17 protein-coding genes and 2 tRNA genes are annotated in these 17,843 nt (G+C 37.3%); 13 read left to right on the plus strand and 6 right to left on the minus strand.

Features of this window, described 5'->3' with window-relative positions:
• The first annotated feature begins 23 nt into the window (after positions 1-23).
• From PQG52_RS04390 to PQG52_RS04405, 4 genes are all read left to right on the plus strand, one after another.
• On the plus strand, positions 24-1,601 hold the full coding sequence (locus PQG52_RS04390; RefSeq protein ID WP_271828110.1) for an aldehyde dehydrogenase (NADP(+)): 1,578 nt from the start codon (positions 24-26) through the stop codon (positions 1,599-1,601).
• Positions 1,602-1,668: 67 nt separating this feature from the next.
• The gene (locus tag PQG52_RS04395; protein ID WP_271828111.1) at positions 1,669-3,279 is read left to right on the plus strand and encodes an APC family permease; all 1,611 of its coding nucleotides are present in this window, start codon (positions 1,669-1,671) and stop codon (positions 3,277-3,279) included.
• 148 nt (positions 3,280-3,427) lie between these two features.
• A complete protein-coding gene (locus tag PQG52_RS04400) occupies positions 3,428-4,114 on the plus strand; it encodes a GntR family transcriptional regulator (protein WP_271828112.1) in 687 nt (228 codons plus the stop codon).
• A 90-nt stretch (positions 4,115-4,204) separates the two neighbouring features.
• Positions 4,205-5,191 (plus strand): MYG1 family protein, encoded by a 987-nt coding sequence (locus tag PQG52_RS04405; protein ID WP_271788666.1) that lies wholly within the window; start codon positions 4,205-4,207, stop codon positions 5,189-5,191.
• Positions 5,192-5,248: 57 nt separating this feature from the next.
• Here the strand turns inward: PQG52_RS04405 and gabD are convergent, their stop codons facing one another.
• Complete coding sequence (gabD, locus tag PQG52_RS04410; protein WP_271828114.1) at positions 5,249-6,697, minus strand: NADP-dependent succinate-semialdehyde dehydrogenase; 1,449 nt, start codon at positions 6,695-6,697, stop codon at positions 5,249-5,251.
• A gap of 341 nt (positions 6,698-7,038) precedes the next feature.
• On the opposite strand from gabD, the gene PQG52_RS04415 reads away from it, so the two are divergent.
• The 3 genes from PQG52_RS04415 (at position 7,039) to PQG52_RS04425 (ending at position 9,325) form a co-directional block, all read left to right on the plus strand.
• Positions 7,039-8,136 carry a branched-chain amino acid aminotransferase gene (locus tag PQG52_RS04415; RefSeq protein ID WP_271828116.1) on the plus strand — a complete coding sequence of 366 codons (1,098 nt, stop codon included), beginning with the start codon at positions 7,039-7,041 and terminating at the stop codon, positions 8,134-8,136.
• A 165-nt stretch (positions 8,137-8,301) separates the two neighbouring features.
• On the plus strand, positions 8,302-8,751 hold the full coding sequence (locus PQG52_RS04420; protein ID WP_271801296.1) for a hypothetical protein: 450 nt from the start codon (positions 8,302-8,304) through the stop codon (positions 8,749-8,751).
• 94 nt (positions 8,752-8,845) lie between these two features.
• Positions 8,846-9,325, plus strand: coding sequence for a DUF2059 domain-containing protein (locus tag PQG52_RS04425; RefSeq protein WP_271828118.1), 480 nt, complete (start codon positions 8,846-8,848; stop codon positions 9,323-9,325).
• A gap of 59 nt (positions 9,326-9,384) precedes the next feature.
• Here the strand turns inward: PQG52_RS04425 and PQG52_RS04430 are convergent, their stop codons facing one another.
• From PQG52_RS04430 to PQG52_RS04450, 5 genes are read right to left on the minus strand one after another with little or no spacing between them, the layout of a single operon-like run.
• Positions 9,385-9,927 carry a hypothetical protein gene (locus tag PQG52_RS04430; RefSeq protein WP_271828120.1) on the minus strand — a complete coding sequence of 181 codons (543 nt, stop codon included), beginning with the start codon at positions 9,925-9,927 and terminating at the stop codon, positions 9,385-9,387.
• Positions 9,908-11,023, minus strand: coding sequence for a hypothetical protein (locus PQG52_RS04435; protein ID WP_271828121.1), 1,116 nt, complete (start codon positions 11,021-11,023; stop codon positions 9,908-9,910). The genes PQG52_RS04430 and PQG52_RS04435 overlap by 20 nt, the downstream gene beginning before the upstream one ends.
• Positions 11,024-11,074: 51 nt before the next feature.
• Entirely contained in the window at positions 11,075-12,307 is a 1,233-nt protein-coding gene (locus PQG52_RS04440; RefSeq protein ID WP_271828122.1) for a hypothetical protein, read from the minus strand.
• Between the two features lie 4 nt (positions 12,308-12,311).
• The gene (locus tag PQG52_RS04445; RefSeq protein ID WP_271828123.1) at positions 12,312-13,052 is read right to left on the minus strand and encodes a hypothetical protein; all 741 of its coding nucleotides are present in this window, start codon (positions 13,050-13,052) and stop codon (positions 12,312-12,314) included.
• The gene (locus PQG52_RS04450) at positions 13,049-14,830 is read right to left on the minus strand and encodes a trypsin-like peptidase domain-containing protein (RefSeq protein WP_271828124.1); all 1,782 of its coding nucleotides are present in this window, start codon (positions 14,828-14,830) and stop codon (positions 13,049-13,051) included. Before PQG52_RS04450 ends, PQG52_RS04445 begins: the two co-directional genes overlap by 4 nt.
• Before the next feature lie 266 nt (positions 14,831-15,096).
• Between PQG52_RS04450 and PQG52_RS04455 the strand changes: the two genes are divergently transcribed.
• The 6 genes from PQG52_RS04455 (at position 15,097) to PQG52_RS04480 (ending at position 17,593) form a co-directional block, all read left to right on the plus strand.
• On the plus strand, positions 15,097-15,930 hold the full coding sequence (locus tag PQG52_RS04455) for an outer membrane protein (protein ID WP_271828126.1): 834 nt from the start codon (positions 15,097-15,099) through the stop codon (positions 15,928-15,930).
• A 276-nt stretch (positions 15,931-16,206) separates the two neighbouring features.
• Positions 16,207-16,536: a hypothetical protein gene (locus PQG52_RS04460; RefSeq protein WP_271788655.1), complete on the plus strand. Its 330-nt coding sequence runs from the start codon at positions 16,207-16,209 to the stop codon at positions 16,534-16,536.
• Positions 16,533-17,003 carry a xanthine phosphoribosyltransferase gene (gene gpt, locus PQG52_RS04465; protein WP_271788654.1) on the plus strand — a complete coding sequence of 157 codons (471 nt, stop codon included), beginning with the start codon at positions 16,533-16,535 and terminating at the stop codon, positions 17,001-17,003. The genes PQG52_RS04460 and gpt overlap by 4 nt, the downstream gene beginning before the upstream one ends.
• A gap of 69 nt (positions 17,004-17,072) precedes the next feature.
• Positions 17,073-17,150: transfer RNA gene (locus PQG52_RS04470), tRNA-Pro, on the plus strand.
• A gap of 54 nt (positions 17,151-17,204) precedes the next feature.
• The gene (locus PQG52_RS04475; protein ID WP_271788653.1) at positions 17,205-17,510 is read left to right on the plus strand and encodes an ETC complex I subunit; all 306 of its coding nucleotides are present in this window, start codon (positions 17,205-17,207) and stop codon (positions 17,508-17,510) included.
• Between the two features lie 6 nt (positions 17,511-17,516).
• A tRNA-Arg gene (locus PQG52_RS04480) sits at positions 17,517-17,593 on the plus strand.
• The last annotated feature ends 250 nt before the right edge of the window (positions 17,594-17,843 follow it).

Consider the following 17,843-nt stretch of genomic DNA (forward strand, 5'->3'; position numbering starts at 1 on the left):
CACCCTTTAGGAGAAATTATTTAATGCATATTACTGGAAATCTTTTGATTGCTGGACAAGCTATTCAAACTTCAAAAACATACAAAGCAATTAACCCTGTAACCAATCAAGAATTAAATACTGAATTTTATTGTGCAAATCAGGCAAATATAGATCAAGCATGTAAAGCGGCTTTTGAAGCTTTCGATCATTATCGCTCTTTACCTTTGGAAAAACGTGCACAATTTTTAGATAAAATTGCTGATAATATTGAAGCATTGGGGGATGTGTTAACCAATCAAACACGCCTTGAAACAGGCCTTCCAGAAGCTCGCGTCAAAGGCGAAACGGGTCGTACCATCAATCAATTACGTTTATTTTCCAGTGTCGTCCGTCAAGGGGATTGGATGGATTTACGTTTTGATCCTGCTTTACCAGATCGTGCGCCTTTGCCTCGTCCTGACTTACGTCAAATTCGGATTGCCATTGGCCCCGTTGCTGTATTTGGTGCCAGCAATTTTCCTCTTGCCTTTTCAGTGGCCGGTGGTGATACCGCCTCTGCACTGGCTGCGGGTTGCCCTGTTGTGGTAAAAGCTCACCCTTCTCATCCAGGAACCAGCGAGTTAATTGGTCAAGCTATTGCCAAAGCAATTAAAGATTGTGGCTTGCCAAGTGGAGTTTTCTCATTAATCGGTGGAACAGGCAATGATGTTGGCGAAGCATTAGTAAAAAATCCTTATATTTGTGCCGTTGGGTTCACAGGATCAATGGGTGGTGGCACAGCATTAATGCGCTTTGCTGCTGAACGTCCAGTTCCTATTCCTGTTTTTGCCGAAATGGGAAGTATTAATCCAGTCTACTTGTTTGACCATGCATTACAAAATCGTGCTGAATCTATTGCCAAAGGATTTATTGGTTCTTTGAGCATGAGTGCAGGACAACTTTGCACCAATCCAGGATTAATCATTGCTAAATCAGGTGCGGCGTTGGATAGTTTTTTAACCAATGTTCAAAAAGAGCTTGCTCAAACCCCGACCTCTACAATGCTCAGCCCTTCTATTCATCAAGCATTTTTAAAAGGCATACAACGATTAACAACGACCACAAATGTTAATTTGATTGGCCAAGGTCAAGACAATTCTTCACCTAATCAATGTCAAAGTATCGTTTGTCAAACGGACGCTCAAACCTTTATCAAAACGCCTTGTTTATCAGAGGAGATGTTCGGTGCTGCTGCTTTGATTGTAACGTATGACACGATCGACGAGCTTCATCAAATTACAGAGAATCTACAAGGTCAGCTCACGGTTACTTTACATATTGATCAAGAAGATATTCAAACAGCGCATGCTTTCTTACCCATTATGGAACGTAAAGCAGGCCGTATCTTGGTTGATGGATGGCCAACGGGTGTAGAAGTCTCCTCAACAATGGTTCATGGTGGACCTTTCCCAGCAACCAGCGACAGCCGTATGACCTCTGTCGGCACCGCTGCAATTGAACGCTTTTTGCGCCCTGTTTGTTACCAAAACTTCCCCTCCTCCTTATTACCTACGCCACTACAAGATTCTTCGATTTCTGAATTTAATCATCGTATTGATGGCAAATACGTCAAGAAATAATCGCAAAAGGCTAAGGACATTACGAAAATATAGGAAAATCTATGATATAAGCTAAAGGAAATGCCATATGAATAAGCATTCTAAACATTTTAAAAAATCACTATCGCTACTTGACCTTATGATGATTGGGTTGGGATCTATTTTCGGCTCTGGATGGTTATTAGCCGCATCCCATGTCTCCACGATTGCTGGCCCTGCTGGCATCTTATCTTGGGTCATTGGAGGGTTTGCGGTTTTGCTACTTGGGTTTATTTTTTGTGAACTTGGTGCAGCTCTACCCCATGCTGGCGGTGTTGTAAGCTATCCTGCTTATTCACATGGATCCGTTGTTGGATTTTTAACGGGATTAATTACGATCATTGCATATTCCAGCTTAATTTCAATCGAAGCGATTGCTGCGCGACAATATGCGTCTGCATGGTTTCCATTTTTAAGTGCTAATAGTGCTGGCGATGCCACGTTGATTGGCTGGATCATTCAAGCTGTATTACTGGCAGGCATGTTTTATTTGAATTTGGTGGGCGTAAAAACTTTTGCCAAAGTAAATAATGTCCTCAGTGTATTTAAATTCATCGTTCCCACTTTGATTATTGTTTGCTTGCTCTATTTCTCTAGCTCTGCCAATTTTACCAGCGCTGGATTTGCACCTTTTGGCAGCAAAGGAATAGAAGAGGCAATTTCAACGGGTGGTGTTATTTTTGCTTATCTTGGATTAACGCCCATTGTCGCTGCTGCTGCTGAAGTGAAAAATCCACAACGTAGCATTCCCTATGCTTTAGTAGGCTGTATCGTTTTATCTACGATTATTTATGTTTTGCTTCAAGCGTCTTTCATCGGCAGTATCCCAAGCAGTTATATTAATCATGGATGGGGATCAATTAGCAGTTCTTTTGTATTACCATTCCACGATATTGCTTTGATCTTAGGGATCGGCTGGTTGGCTAAATTGGTAGTTGTTGACGCGATTATCTCACCAAGCGGCACTGGCAATATTTATATGAATACAACCTCCAGAGTTATTTTTGCATGGGCAAAAGATGGGTCTTTTTTCAGTAAATTCGCTCATGTTGATGAAAAATCTGGGGTTCCAACACCAGCATTATGGTTAACATTTGCTTTATCTATATTTTGGACTTTGCCCTTTCCATCTTGGAAAGCGCTGATTGGGGTTGTGTCTTCTGCATTAATGCTCAGCTATGCGCTTGCTCCCATTTCCGCTGCATCATTGCGTAAAACTTCTGCACAAATCGAACGTCCTTTTTACCTAAAAGGAATGGGAATTTTATCCCCAATTGCTTTTGTGATTGCATCATTAATTGTATATTGGTCAGGTTGGCAAACCGTTTCTTGGTTGTTGGGTTCTCAGATCCTATTAGGATGTGTTTATGTCATTTCTAAAATGATTGCAAAAGATCGAACAATCTATACGAATTTGAAATCAGGTGCTTGGTTGATGATCTATTACTCGGGGATTATAATGGTTTCTGCCATGGGAGATTTTGGTGGATGGGAATTATTGCCTCATGCCGAAGGATTGATCGCGGTCACAATTGTGGCATTAATTTCATACTTTATCGGGGTGAATACTGGCTTGAGCCCCGTCACTCATCAATTAGAGGATCATTCGTTAATCATAAATAAGTACCCAGAAAAAGAGTTGGTTGAAGCACGAGTTTAAATTTATTTTATAATGAGTATAAAGTGAAGATTTGTAAGGATTCACTTTATACAATACATTCTCTATCTCATTGTACAATTTGCTTTAGGAACGGACTTAATGTATATTGTATACAATATATTATTTTAAATTGGATTTTACTGTTTAAATGCAAGTCCCTCGCGCGGATATTTCATCACATAAACCAACCATAATCGTGCAATCTATTGCAGATCAAGTTTATAATTTTGTCAGAAGAAATATCCTTATTGGAGAATTAGCACCTCTATCCCCAATTCGTCAAGATATCATTGCCGCCCAATTAGGGGTCAGCAAAATTCCCCTACGCGAAGCTTTGGCAAAACTAGAACATGATGGGTTGGTACAATCTAGCCCTAATAAGGGTTTTTTTGTTCGTCCGATTAGTGCCGCTGAGGCAAGAGAAGTTTTCCTATTACGATTGAAACTTGAACCTGATGCCACTGTTGAAGGTTCTCTCGCAGCGACCAAAAAAGACCAAGAAGATGCCAAGCAGGCTTTGCTGGAATTAGAAGCGGTGCAAAGCCAAGTGGGCAATCCAGAACATGTTCGATATAATCGCAAATTCCATATTGCCTTGATGTCCCCCAGTATGGGACAAATCACCTATCACATTATTAACCAGATCAGTATTTTGGCTGAACGATATGTACGATTGCATATTGAACCCTATGGACGAGAAAAACACGCTATTCAAGCGCATCGGGAATTATTTGAAGCGTGGTTGGAAAAAGATACTAAATTATTAAGAAAACTCACCAAAGAACATTTGCAAAGCACTTTGCATGATTTGGAAGAAGAACTAAAGCATCAATAAAAAATCAATTTAGTCTCGCATCCCTTTTCTTTTTTCTTTATGATGCCTATTTATATCTTACTAATACTATAATCTCAAACAGGAGCAACTATGCCTGACGCAATGATAACCCTTTCTGATTCGTTAACAGAAGGACTGATGGATCGTAACAAAGAACTTTTAATTGTTACCCATAACGGTCGTTTCCATATTGATGACGTATTTGCCTTTACGACCTTAGCCATCGCGTTAGACCTTGATAATCGGCCTTTTAAAGTCGAAAGAACTCGGGATACCGACATCATTGAAAAAGCCGATATTGTTTTTGATGTGGGTGGTATTTTCGATGGTAAACGCCGTTTTGATCATCATCAAATTGGCGCACCAGAACGAGATATTAAACAAACACCGAAAGGGATCGAAGGCACCATTCCTTACAGCTCTGCTGGATTAATATGGCGTGCATTTGGATTGGATGTGATACAAAAGCTTGCTCCTGACCTTGATGATAAATCACGCAAAATAGCACATAACGTTATCGAAAAAGCGCTTGTTATTCCGATTGATGCTATCGATAATGGAAAAATGCACCCTGAAAATGGATTGAATTTCTCTTCTATTATTAATGTCTTTAACCCACCATGGGACACAGATGATTCATCAACTCAGTTAGAACGCTTTTTTGAAGCATCAAAAATTGTTCGCACAGTATTGATCTATCAATTAAATATTGAGTTTGCTCGCCTCAGAGCGATTGGATGTACTGAAGAGGCTTATAAAGAAAGTCCCGATAAACGTATTTTAATGCTTCCTCGTTGGATGCCTCATATTTATCCAATTTTTGCGAACGCATGGGGAACTCAATTAGTCATCTATCCTGCTGAAAATGAATGGCGGATCGGAACAGTGCCTATTCGTATGCATGGAAATGATCGCCGCAAACTATTTCCAGCCAGCTGGGGTGGACTTGAAGGTGAAGCATTAACCGCAGAAACAGGTATACCTGGATCTAAATTCGTTCACAAAGGCTTATTCATAGCCGTTGCAGAAACAAAAGAAGCAGCCATTGCGATGGCTGAAAAAACATTAGGCGGTTAAACTATTAACACTCTGAAAGGCTATTTAGAAAAAATCTAAATAGCCTTTTTCTTTAATTTATTGATTAATGCTTACACACAAATATTTAATTTCAAGATAATCATCCATCCCGTATTTAGAGCCTTCGCGACCTAAACCAGAAGCTTTAACGCCACCAAAAGGTGCCATTTCATTTGAAATCAAGCCGGTGTTAATACCAACCATTCCATACTCTAGTTCTTCTGAAACTTTGATAATTCGAGACATATCATTTGCATAAAGATATGAGGCTAAACCAAATTCAGTATCGTTTGCTAAACGGACCACTTCTTCATCTGTTTCAAAACAGAACACAGGTGCCAAAGGTCCAAATGTTTCTTCTTTTGATACAGCTGCACTTGCTGGAACATTCGCAAGAATAGTAGGTTCAAAGAAATTACCGCCCAAAGCTTTACCACCAGCAGCAATTTTTGCACCTTTTGAAACAGCGTCTTCAATATGTTCTTGAACTTTTGCCACCGCTTTGGCATCAATCATTGGCCCGATTGTAACGCCTGCTTCGGTTCCGTTACCAATTTTTAATTTACCCACAGCAACTTTTAATTTTTCAACAAAGGCATCATAAACCCCTTTTTGAACATAGAGACGATTAGCACAAACGCATGTTTGTCCAGCATTTCTATATTTAGAAATCATTGCGCCTTCGACAGCAGCATCCAGATCAGCATCATCAAACACAATAAAAGGTGCATTGCCACCCAATTCCATTGATGTTTTCTTTACCGTTGAAGCACAGTTTCTCATCAGCTCTGCACCAATTTCAGTAGAACCTGTGAAGGTCAATTTACGGACAATTGGATTTTCACAAAGCTCATCACCAATCGCTTTGGCGGCACCTGTGATAATATTCAAAACCCCTGCTGGCACACCAGCTTCTTCAGCCAAAACAGCTAATGCAAAAGCGGAATATGGGGTTGCGGTTGCGGGTTTTAATACCATTGTACAACCTACTGCCAATGCAGCACCTGCTTTGCGGGTAATCATCGCATTGGGGAAGTTCCACGGCGTAATTGCAGCAGTCACACCAATAGGTTGTTTTAAAACGATCACTCGTTTATCACCCATATGACCAGGAAGTACATCACCATAAACACGTTTGGCTTCTTCAGCAAACCATTCAAGATAAGACGCACCGTAAGCAATCTCTCCTTTAGCTTCTGCCAAAGGCTTACCTTGTTCCAATGTCAATAGCAAAGCAAGGTCTTCTTGGTTTTTCATCACCAGATCATACCAACCACGCAAAATGACAGAACGTTCCTTGGCTGTCTTTTTACGCCATTGAATTTGTGCTTTTTCTGCCGCTTCGATTGCTCTACGAGTTTCATCTGTACCCATTTTAGGCACAGTACCAATCACATCATTTGTCGCAGGATTTGTTACATTAATCGTTTGACCACTATCTGCATCTAGCCATTGTCCATTAATATAACATTGTTGACGAAATAAGGATGGTTTTTTTAAATTCATAATAATTTCTTTCGCGTTTTATCTAGTATTTATCGTGATTTATTAGGGTTATAATTCAGAAAATTGAATGATATATTTATTTTCTTTTGATGAACGGTAACCTTTTAAATTGCTCACTATATAAATTAACCTATTCTAGCCGTTAATCCTATATACAATAAAATCACATTCAAGTGCGTTATATTTTTATATATAAAATTGCTATTTTGAATAAAATATGTTTGTCTAGTGACCATAGTAACAAATAAAATTTTTAAAAGCTATTGCATGTAAAAGAATTTTGTTATTCTATATTTTGTAATAAAATTACATAAACCAGTTACTTAAAGAAAGATAAGAAAATGAGCTCTGAAAAAAGCCTTTCTATTATAGTTGAAAAAAATCCATCTCCTGCATCAGAAGCACAAAGACAATCTATTTTACAAGATCCTGGTTTCGGAAAAGTCTTTACAGACCACATGCTGCTTATTCGTTATAGCGAAGAAAAAGGCTGGCATGATGCACATATCAAGCCCTATGGAAATATTAGCCTAGACCCCGCTGTTTGTGTTTTTCATTATGCACAAGAAATTTTCGAAGGGTTAAAAGCTTATAAAGCAAAAGATGGACGTATTTTATTGTTTCGTCCAGAAGCCAATGCACAACGCTTTATTAATTCAGCTAAACGTATGGCGATGGCCCCTTTACCAGAAGCGTATTTTTTACAAGCCATTCATGAATTTGTTAAAATGGAACAAAATTGGATCCCAGATCAGTCTGTGGGTACTTTATATTTACGCCCCTTTATGATCGCCAGCACACCGTATCTTGGCGTAAAAGCTTCCCCTGATTATTTATTTATGTTAATTGCCTCCCCTGCAGGTTCTTATTTCTCCAAAGGTGCAAAACCTGTAACCGTATGGATTTCAGAATTTTATACACGTGCTGCATCTGGCGGAACAGGTGAAGCAAAATGCGGTGGGAACTATGCGGCAAGCTTACTTGCACAACAAGAAGCGACTAAGAATGGCTGCGATCAACTTGTTTTCTTAGATGCTGCCGAGCATAAATGGATCGAAGAAATGGGCGGAATGAACATTTTCTTTGTTATGGATGACGGTTCATTATTGACCCCTCCTTTAAGTGGCACGATTTTACCTGGTGTAACACGTAATTCCATTATCACGCTTGCAAAAGAAAAAGGTTTAACGGTTCGTGAAGATCGTTATTCTGCTGAACAATGGATCAAAGATATTCAAAGTGGCAAAATCCGTGAAGTATTTGCCTGTGGGACTGCAGCAGTTGTTACCCCAATTGGGTTCGTTAAAAACAAAGACGGTGAATACCAAATTCACGATGGAAATCCTGGCAAATTAACCCAAGAAATCCACAAAATGCTTGTTGATATTCAATATGGCAATGCACCAGATACACATAACTGGGTTAAAGAAGTAAAATAAAATTAATTATTTTAACACCTTCTGTCTCTGATTATTTCAAATCAGAAGGTGGATTTTGAACTTACATTTCTAACAAGATGCATTAATACACTATAAAAACTTGCATAATTATTTGGATAATATATTCTCGAAGTGTCAAATTTATTTATGGAGACACAAAATATTATGAAAATGATCACTAGAAAATTGATTCTATCATTAGGTGTATGCGCTGGTTTGTTAACTGCTGGTATGTCTGCATCACACGTGCATGCCCAACCAGTTGGTGGAAACATGGCCAGTGCAATGGCTGCTTTTGATAAATTAACACCAGAACAACAAAAAGAACAGCTTATTCAATCTAAAAAAATGATCGAAGCTCGCATGGATCAAATGATTAAACAAGCATCTACTCCTGAACAAAAACAACAACTTGAGGCTGCCAAAACCAAAGCTTTAGAACAAGTCGATGCAATGGCCAAAATGACCCCTGAAGAACGCAAAGCATTAGTTGCAAAAGCCCAAGAAAATGTTAACCAACAAATTAACAAACTAACACCCGAACAATTAAAACAATTAACACCTGAACAAAGAGCTGCTTTGGAAAAATACAAAGCAACGCAAGGTTCAAAATAATCTTTAACTTAAAAGGCTTTATTATTTATAAGGCCTTTTTCCACATAAACCATTATTAAATTCTGCCCTTAATCTTATTGGGGATACAATAATAATGAATCTAGTTTTCAAAAAAATCTTACTATGCTTTGGCGCATGTGTTGGCTTATTAATCGCCAGCACGTCTATATCCTTTGTATATGCACAGCAGCCTTCGCGTGAAGAGATAGCCAAAAAGATGGCTGCGTTTGAAAAATTGACAAAAATTGAACAACAAAAAGAATTTGCCAATATCAAAAAAATAATTGCTGCAAGAGCAGATCAAGAGATTAAACAAGCATCTACTCCAAAATGGAAAAAAATACTTGAAGAAAACAAGCAGGAAAATCTAGCAAGAATTGATGCGATGGCGAAAATGACACCAAAAGAGCTGCACGCATATCATAAAAAAATGCTAACAGAGTTCGACGCGTCGATGAAAAAACAAAGAACACCTCTAACTCCTGAAAAATTAACCCCAGAAAAAAAAGCCGATATCATTGCCAGAGCTAAAGCTGCTTTAGAAAAAGCTAAGGCAACACAAGGTCAAGAGTAATCGCCAAATATTAAATAAGCTCTTTAAAAATTAAGTACTTTATATGAACCCATATAATTTCATTGATAATCTTTAAATTGAGCTTTCTCTACACATTGATGAAACTTTGCCAGCATGTTGGGTAATCCTGATAAATCAACCATTGAAACGGGTGCTTTTTGATATTCTAAAAATGCAATTTGACCATAAGATAAGGTCTGCAACAAACGTTTAAAATCAGTTTCACTTAATCTATTCATGGACATATTTTTATCCATGGCTTGCATGGTAAAAATAAAATGTTGCTTACCCACTGTAATCGCTGCTTTAGATTTTGTTTTGGGGACTAAGGTTCCTTGTTTATTCCAAAGTAACAACCCTACGCCTTCATGATTACTTTTAAATCCCAATACCAAATCATTCGAAAGTGCAAAACACGCCGTGCTTTTTTTAGTTTGTTCGTCAGCATAGTGAAACGCAGACCAATTTCCTTCTTTTCCATCTAATTGATATACAGGCTCTGTTGCATGAACAGTGACTGATCCCATAAAAATACCCGTCGCCAATATTATTTTTTTTAACATCATCCAAATACCATTTAATTTATCGTTTGAAAATTCCAATGACACCTTTACCATCACGCACATCATTATCTTTATACAGACATGTTGCCTCTTTATCGTTTGATCTTGTACAAATCTGTGTTCCTCGAACCAAATTAAAACCGCCCTTACAATTTTCTGGCTGTTTGATAACCAACTTATCACCTTGAAAAGATGCAGAAAGAGGACCTTGGCATGTTATATCATCCATTGTTGTAATGATTTGATTGCCCCCACCTGAATTATCAAAACATACTTGCCAAATCTTTATGGGTGTCCATTTATCTGTGCCTCTAGCAACTAATTTCAATGGTGTTGTTAAATGCCAACACCCATTTAACATTGACTTATCTTTTTTCTCCCAAGCCTCTTTGGGCAAAGGGGTTGATTTTGGCGTTTGTTGTGGTTCCAAAGGGCGAACAGGCGGAATTCTACATTGTTTTTTTAACAGTACCAAAGATTTTGATAACTCATCTTGTTTTTTATTTAATGTTTGATTTTTGTCTTGCCCATTCAAAGCCTCTTTTACTTCTTGAATCTTTGGATAGGTCGCATAACAAACTTTATCTGAATGGTGATATATGCTCAATAATAAAGAAGTTAAAACGCCTGTAAATAACGCCAGTAAAGCGGTTACCCACGGGAATTTAGACCAAAGTAACAGTCGTATTTCCCGCGATATATTTGATTGTTCATTTATCAAAGGATTATAAAATCCATTGCCCCCTGAATATCCCCAAGCTGTTATTACAGGATGACCATCGACGAGATAAATATATTCTGATGAAGGGAAATATCCATAATGTGGGAAAAAACGATATAACAACAAATTCGGATAAAGATGCGCAACTTTAGAAATATCAATCAACATAGATTGAATAACTTGAATAACTTCTTTTTGTTTAGCTTCAGATAATGCTCTCCAAGGGACGACTTCCTCACCCTCTGCATACCAATAAAGCATTTCGTTTATCATTTTAGGTTCAGCAAAAAGTAGTGCATGTTGAGGACTAATAAATTGAGAAATCTCAGCTATCATTGTTTTATATAATCCAGCCATTTCTGGATTTAAAAGCGTGAATTGATCCGAAGGGTGATGTGTTAAAATTAATGTCATCTTTAGTTCTTTTAGACCTTCACCCTTTTTGTATTTTTAATTGGAAATCAATTAACGCTTAAATGTACCTGTTGATCGATGACCTTCTGCATCAATATAAGTGCAGTTTGCTTCTTTATCATTTATCCGTGTGCAAACATTTCGCCCTGGAATCAAATGAAATGCACCTTGACAATCTGTCGGTTGATTTAACACCAACTGAGTACCTTGGAATTGAACATTTAACGGCCCTGTGCAAGTGCCACCATCTTTGCGAGTAAGAACTTGTCGACCAGCGCCACCACTTGAGTTGAAACATAACGTCCAATTTGTGACGGGTTGATGGGACATTCTGAATAATCGTTGCTCATATAGCTCTAAATGAGTTGTCAAATGCCAACATCCATTCAACATTGATTTATCTTTTTTATCCCAAGCATCTTTCGGTAAATCTGCCTTTTTCTCAGGTTTTGGCTGAGGGATATCTTGTTTTTTAGGTGTATTTTGATCGGGCAACGGCTCTGTTTCTGGAACAGGTGGTAAATCTGGAACTTTTGGATCTTCTGGCAAAGGATTTAACTTTGGGACTTCTTGGGGCTCCAAAGGCTGCACAGGAGGAATTTTGCATTGTTTTTTTAATAATTCTAGCGACTTTAATAACTGGTCATTTTTTTTATTCAGAGCTTGATTATTATCTTGTTCTTTAAGCGCATCTTCAACATCTTTAGCTAATGGGTAGGTCGCATAACAGACTTTATCTGAATGATAATACATATTCCATAATAAGGACGTTAAAATTCCTGCTGATAAAGCAGTCAAAGCTGTAACCCAAGGAAAAACTAACCATCTATTTTTTTGGTTTGGTTGAACAGAAGAAAGCACTGATGCCAAAGGATCGTAACTGCCTTTTTCCCCTGAATATCCCCAAGCTGTCAAAACTGGCTTTCCATCCACCGCATATAGATAATCTAGAGATGGAATTTGTCGATATTGGTCAAAATGTTGAGCAATCATCATATTAGGATGATCTTGGATCTCACTACGGATATCCAATAAAATTGACTGCGTCGCTTGTAATAGTTTTTCTTGTTGAGTTGAATTTAACTTATTCCACGGCGTAAATTCCTGCCCTTTGGCACTCCAACGAACCGCATCATGGCTATGTTCTGGACGAGCAAAGAGCGCAGCATGTTCAGGGCTAGTAACTCTTGAAATTTCTTGAACCAAACGATCATATAGCCCTACTTCTCTGTCACATAAGGGCGTTAATTGATCGTTAGTTTGCCTGCTTAAGACGACAACCATATTATTATCTTCCTCTAACAGACAAAGAACGATTTCTAAGCATCATTGCTATTAAAGGGACTAACAACAACAGCAAAATCAATGGTCCAAGCCAATAATAACGACAATATTGCATGGGAATTAACCCTTCCCACCATGGTAAAAACGTCAATATTAACAGCAATAAAACCGCAAACAACCAAGGCCAATAAGAAATAATCCCTCGATTATGATTGGCTAAATTTGGAGCGGGTAAAATCGACATAGATTTATACCCTTGCTGATCGCCTTTTGCTGTTACGAATGCCGCTTTCTTATCGGTTTCATTGGATTGATGCCCCCATGCAACCAGTGCTGGACCATAAGGTGTCTCTATAATATACTCATCCGTAGGGTAACTAAGCGCTTGTTCTAATATAGCACCTTTTTGTCGTTGCACAACGTCAGATGATTGAACCATTCTTTGTGCCAATTGCTTTGCTTGAGCAATTAAACGATGAGCATTTTGTAGTAGAGCATCCCTTGAACCAGCAGAATATGCCAAAGAATTTAAATCAGCTGGTAAATACCAATCCACTTCCCCTCTTTGTCGATCAATCACGGGTTCTAATAATAATCCTGCACATTGAAGGCTAATTTCATGTTTCAGAATTTGAAACAATACTTCCCATTGTTCTAAAACAAGTTGCCCACCAACCCCTAGAGGTTGAACAGCGTTAAAATTCGTCGTAGTAACAGGTTTCCCTGTAATAAATTGTAAGTTCATGGCTTATCTCCATGAGGTGTAGAGGGCTTGTCGGATTTATTTTCTGGCGTTGTAGAGGACTTTACTTCCTCTTTAGGTTTAGAAGGCTCTGCTTTTGAAGGTGTCGAAGGCGTATTTTCCTGCTTATCCTGTTTATTTGGGGTTTCAGGTTGTTTTTCGGAGTTATTCTTTCCAGAAACAACACCGTCTTTACAAGCCCCTGACTGTACTTGAATGGGAATATTAGCAGCTTGTAATGCCCTGATAATCGAATCAGATTTTTGGGCATAATTACTGTGAGAAGATGTTTTACTATCCATCGTTACAAACGTATTGACCCCAACCACACGTCCACATAGATCAACTAACTCGCCTCCTGAATTTCCAGGAGAAACCATAGCACTATGAGGAATGACTTTCTCGCCTTTGGCATTTTCTTGAATGGCGTTAACTTCCCCTTTGGTCAACACAACCCCAGGAATAGCATTTACATCCCCCTGAGCCAGTTTTTTCAAAGCACCATCTTGTCGAATAATAATCCCAGGATATCCAGCAGCGACAACCGTTTGTAAAGGCTGTGCCTCTAATGAAAAAACCAAAGGTTGTTGAGGTGGGGCATCTTCTATTTTCAAAACAGCAAGATCAAATGAATTCACATCTTCAGAATGATCACTCGTCGAAACAATATGTGCCGCCTTTAATTGCCCCAAGGCTTTGTTGGTGACTAAAACCGTATTATTTTCAGCATTTTCAACAACATGTCGATTGGTCACGATTAAATCAGGCGTTATGAAAAAACCACTTCCCGAAGAAATAGTTTGATCTCCATCTTCATCTTGACCTTTCACTAAAATAAAGACTGTGCTTTTTTCCAGTAATTCTGGCAAACTACCTTGGAAATTTTGACCATTAGATTTCATCGGTGCGGATGAATGATCTAGGCTTTTGTTCAATTCAGGTGCAGCCCTGCTTTTATCCAAATCACAAGGAGGCGTTTTTAACTGTTCCTCTAACTTTTTGATTTCATCCTCTAAGGCTTTATTTTTCTGTTCTATTTCGGGTTTTTTACGAACAAGTTCTTGCGCTTCAATCACAGGGACTTTGGCAATTTTTGTAGGACGCTCTGCATATAAGATGCGCCATCCAAGCAGAAACCCAATGATAAAAAATAAAATCGCTGCTACTAATCGAGTTATAAATAATGGAAGTCCCCCTTTAAGTCCAACAAACTTCTTTGAATTATTCAAGTTATGTTTGATATCCGAAGCAGCTTCTTTTGGCACAATAGAATCATCAGGAACATCGTTCAAAGATGATGTAGATTCTGTATCAGCATTCTTGTCTTGAAATGGAGTTAAAGGAAATAAAGATAAACCTGACCCCTGAGTATTGGCTAAGGATTGTATTCCCCAATTTTTTAAAATAATTTTATCATCTGCAATCAAAATATCTTGTTTATCTTGTAGATGAAGAGCAGCTTTTAATAATTTACTTTCTTTACTATCTTGGGAATAGGCCTGGGATAAGCTGGACACAGCTTCTGATATTTGTTGATTTATATAATCTTGTTCAGCCTCGGAAGGGAGTTGAGGCTCGGTTTTAGTATCGATATACCAACTTATAAAAGATTGTTTAGGATCTTTGCTAACAGTAACTGTTGGCTCAGCCAAACAAATTTTTGGACAATTTGTTCGTAAAATCTGTGAAATTTGTTCATAATACTCATAAATGGAACGATCATTAAAACCTATTTCCTCTGACGAATTAAAAACTGTTTTTCCAAGAAGGTAAAGCGCCATTATATTCCCAATATGAATAATACAAAATTGTTATCACTTTAATTCATTCTCTATTCCTTGCCAAGCAACTCTTGTTCACAGTTACTTTTTTAAAAAACACTATAACGATAATTTTAGACATTATCTATTTTATCAAATATTTAATCTAGTTTTGATGCTGTCAATTTTATTTATTAATCAAAATTATAATAAATTATGAATAAATGACTATATTTTCTAAGAAAACAAGGTAAGAAACGATTTAATTTATCAATTGGAATTATATCATGAAAATTAATTTCTATCTCTTTTGTGTTTCATCTTTTCCTTTTCTCTTTATTCAAAACAGCTTTGGTGAAACAACTAATCCCAAAAGTGGTTTTTATATTACTGGTAAAGTTGGTGCATCAGTACTACAACAAAAACAACAAAAATATTTAGAACGTTATCAAAATTATAATTATGATACAGATACGATCTATTATCAAAATAATTATGGCTACCTTGGTGGTACACACACAAATGCTAGACTGGGTGGGGGTATTGCCGTTGGTTATAATTTTGATAATCATTTTAACATTCCTATTAGAGCTGAAATTGATGTAATGGCTCGTATGAGCGATAGCTCGAATTACCTACGAGATCGTCAGTTGCTTCATTATCCTTGGTTAGAAGGAAAAACAGATTATGAAAATAGAATCAACAATAAGGTGCAGTTAAACACTTTTATGGTTAATACTTTTTATGATTTTAAAAACAAATCAGCTTTTACACCATATATTATGGCCGGTGTTGGCTTGGCATCACTTGAACATACTTCGAAACCAAGTGTTTTATATACAGATTATGATTCTGCAAATCGAATTACAGGATATTATAAAAACAATATCAAAGCATCTCATAGAACTAATAATTTTGCTTGGAATGCCGGAGCTGGTGTTCGATATAAAATCAACAACAATTTTGATTTAGATATCAGTTATCGATATTTAGGAGCTGGTAAGTCATCTCTTACAACTTGGAAACAAGCCCCATCCGTATATTTTTTTAGAGGTTATGAAAAGTCAAAAATAAAAGTTGTTACACAGGATATTATGCTTGGATTAACTTATAATTTCTAAGACTCATTTATTCAACAATATCAACTCTTATTTGAAATACATTACTATTTCTAGGTAAATGTTCGATAACGTCATTTACCTATGTTTTAAAGAGATTTTTTATCGTTCAATATCAATATCAATAGCAATGCCAGCACCTATATATCTTAACCAATATAATTTAGTAAACTAGCTAAACCAACTGATTAATTTATTAAAATTGATATTTTACCTTTATTTCTATTTTAAATTTTAATAGGTTATATTTTTTCTCCAACTAATTTATATAAATTTACAATGGCAACAGTTTCCTCTTCTTTTTCTTTTGATATACGTGCAGGAACGATTATCCAAGCGGTCATCGTTTCTTCACCTGGACATTATATATTAAAGGTTAATTTTGGTTCAATCATAGGTATTCGTAATTGTATACTACATACTGCACCACATATTCATGCAGAATCACTTTTGGAACAGCATGTGTGTGCCATCATTAATTTTCCAGAATTTAAGAAAAATATCAAAACGCTAAAGACGATATTGCTTTGTATGCCTGATATCCACGGATATTACATCCCTATTCAACCCGATCATTGCATCCCTAACGGAGGTTCTTTATTTTTATGACAACACATTACATGACCATTTCATGGGATCAACTGCACCGAGATGCTCGCACGCTTTGTGAACGCCTCAGCCATAAAAAATTCAAAGGAATTGTCGCCGTTACCAGAGGTGGAATGGTTCCCGCTGCAATCATTGCCAGAGAACTGGAATGTCGATTAATTGAAACTGTTTCGATCATAAGTTATGACGAAGAAGAACAAGGTGAGCTTAAAATTATCAAACAACCAACTGTTGCAGGTGATGGTGAGGGATTCTTGATCGTCGATGATTTAGTTGATTCGGGCATCACTGCAAAAGCCATTCGTAAATTACTACCCAAAGCTTATTTTGTTTGTTTATACGCAAAACCAGCAGGAAAACCCTGTGCCGATGATTTTATTATGGAAGTTCAACAGGATACTTGGATTTTATTTCCTTGGGATTCAGCCCCAGCTTTTGCCCCGCCGTTGATTAAGAATAAAAATTAATAAAAAATGAATTTTTTTTATAAAAAAGACTTGCGTTCTTTATCAGAACCGTCTAATTAAATGTTCATTCGGGGTGTGGCGCAGCCTGGCTAGCGCGCTTGTTTTGGGTACAAGAGGCCCCCGGTTCGAATCCGGGCTCCCCGACCATCAATAAACTCTAACTTTAAAAAGTTAGAGATTCCTAAGAACAAAGAGGATCATATGGCAAAGGCTCGTATTTACAAACGCGCCAAAAAGGCAACACAATCAGGGCATGCTCATCATTTATGGGTTCTTGATTATGGACAATCCTCTTCTCGCTCTCACGATCCTGTTACAGGATGGGTTGGAAGTAACGATACTCAAGTTCAAGTTAGTATTTCTTTCCAAACTAAAGAGCAAGCAATTGCTTACGCTGAACGTAAGTCTATAGACTATAATATAGAAGAACCAGGATCAACACGTTACGTAGTTAAAAATTATGAAGACAATTTTCATAATAATCGCAAAATGAACTGGACACATTAGTTTTAAGCGCCCTTAGCTCAGCAGGATAGAGCAACAGCCTTCTAAGCTGTGGGCCGCTGGTTCGAATCCAGCAGGGCGCACCATAACTTATGCAATTAGTTTAAAATTGATATATTTACTCTTAACTGAGTTAAATATCCTAAATCTTAGTTTTCCAACACATCGTTAATTAATTCAAAATAAAAAATTAATTTAGAATATTTTAATATATAGTTTATGTTCTTAAAAAATCTATATTTGCTAAGAAGAATCAAAATATTCTTCAAAATGAATATCTACATTACATTTATACACCATGTCAGCCTGAAAAATTATTGTACATAGTAATATTTA

The organism is Commensalibacter communis (assembly GCF_947179105.1).
Classification (GTDB): Bacteria; Pseudomonadota; Alphaproteobacteria; order Acetobacterales; family Acetobacteraceae; genus Commensalibacter; species Commensalibacter communis.

Coding starts and splice junctions, on each gene's coding strand:
- PQG52_RS04420 (WP_271801296.1), top strand. CDS start 8,302: ATGAAAATGATCACTAGAAAATTGATTCTATCATTAGGTGTATGCGCT.
- PQG52_RS04435 (WP_271828121.1), bottom strand. CDS start 11,023: ATGACATTAATTTTAACACATCACCCTTCGGATCAATTCACGCTTTTA.
- PQG52_RS04395 (WP_271828111.1), top strand. CDS start 1,669: ATGAATAAGCATTCTAAACATTTTAAAAAATCACTATCGCTACTTGAC.
- PQG52_RS04450 (WP_271828124.1), bottom strand. CDS start 14,830: ATGGCGCTTTACCTTCTTGGAAAAACAGTTTTTAATTCGTCAGAGGAA.
- PQG52_RS04405 (WP_271788666.1), top strand. CDS start 4,205: ATGCCTGACGCAATGATAACCCTTTCTGATTCGTTAACAGAAGGACTG.
- PQG52_RS04425 (WP_271828118.1), top strand. CDS start 8,846: ATGAATCTAGTTTTCAAAAAAATCTTACTATGCTTTGGCGCATGTGTT.
- PQG52_RS04455 (WP_271828126.1), top strand. CDS start 15,097: ATGAAAATTAATTTCTATCTCTTTTGTGTTTCATCTTTTCCTTTTCTC.
- PQG52_RS04415 (WP_271828116.1), top strand. CDS start 7,039: ATGAGCTCTGAAAAAAGCCTTTCTATTATAGTTGAAAAAAATCCATCT.
- gpt (WP_271788654.1), top strand. CDS start 16,533: ATGACAACACATTACATGACCATTTCATGGGATCAACTGCACCGAGAT.
- PQG52_RS04440 (WP_271828122.1), bottom strand. CDS start 12,307: ATGGTTGTCGTCTTAAGCAGGCAAACTAACGATCAATTAACGCCCTTA.
- PQG52_RS04460 (WP_271788655.1), top strand. CDS start 16,207: ATGGCAACAGTTTCCTCTTCTTTTTCTTTTGATATACGTGCAGGAACG.
- PQG52_RS04400 (WP_271828112.1), top strand. CDS start 3,428: ATGCAAGTCCCTCGCGCGGATATTTCATCACATAAACCAACCATAATC.
- PQG52_RS04390 (WP_271828110.1), top strand. CDS start 24: ATGCATATTACTGGAAATCTTTTGATTGCTGGACAAGCTATTCAAACT.
- gabD (WP_271828114.1), bottom strand. CDS start 6,697: ATGAATTTAAAAAAACCATCCTTATTTCGTCAACAATGTTATATTAAT.
- PQG52_RS04475 (WP_271788653.1), top strand. CDS start 17,205: ATGGCAAAGGCTCGTATTTACAAACGCGCCAAAAAGGCAACACAATCA.
- PQG52_RS04445 (WP_271828123.1), bottom strand. CDS start 13,052: ATGAACTTACAATTTATTACAGGGAAACCTGTTACTACGACGAATTTT.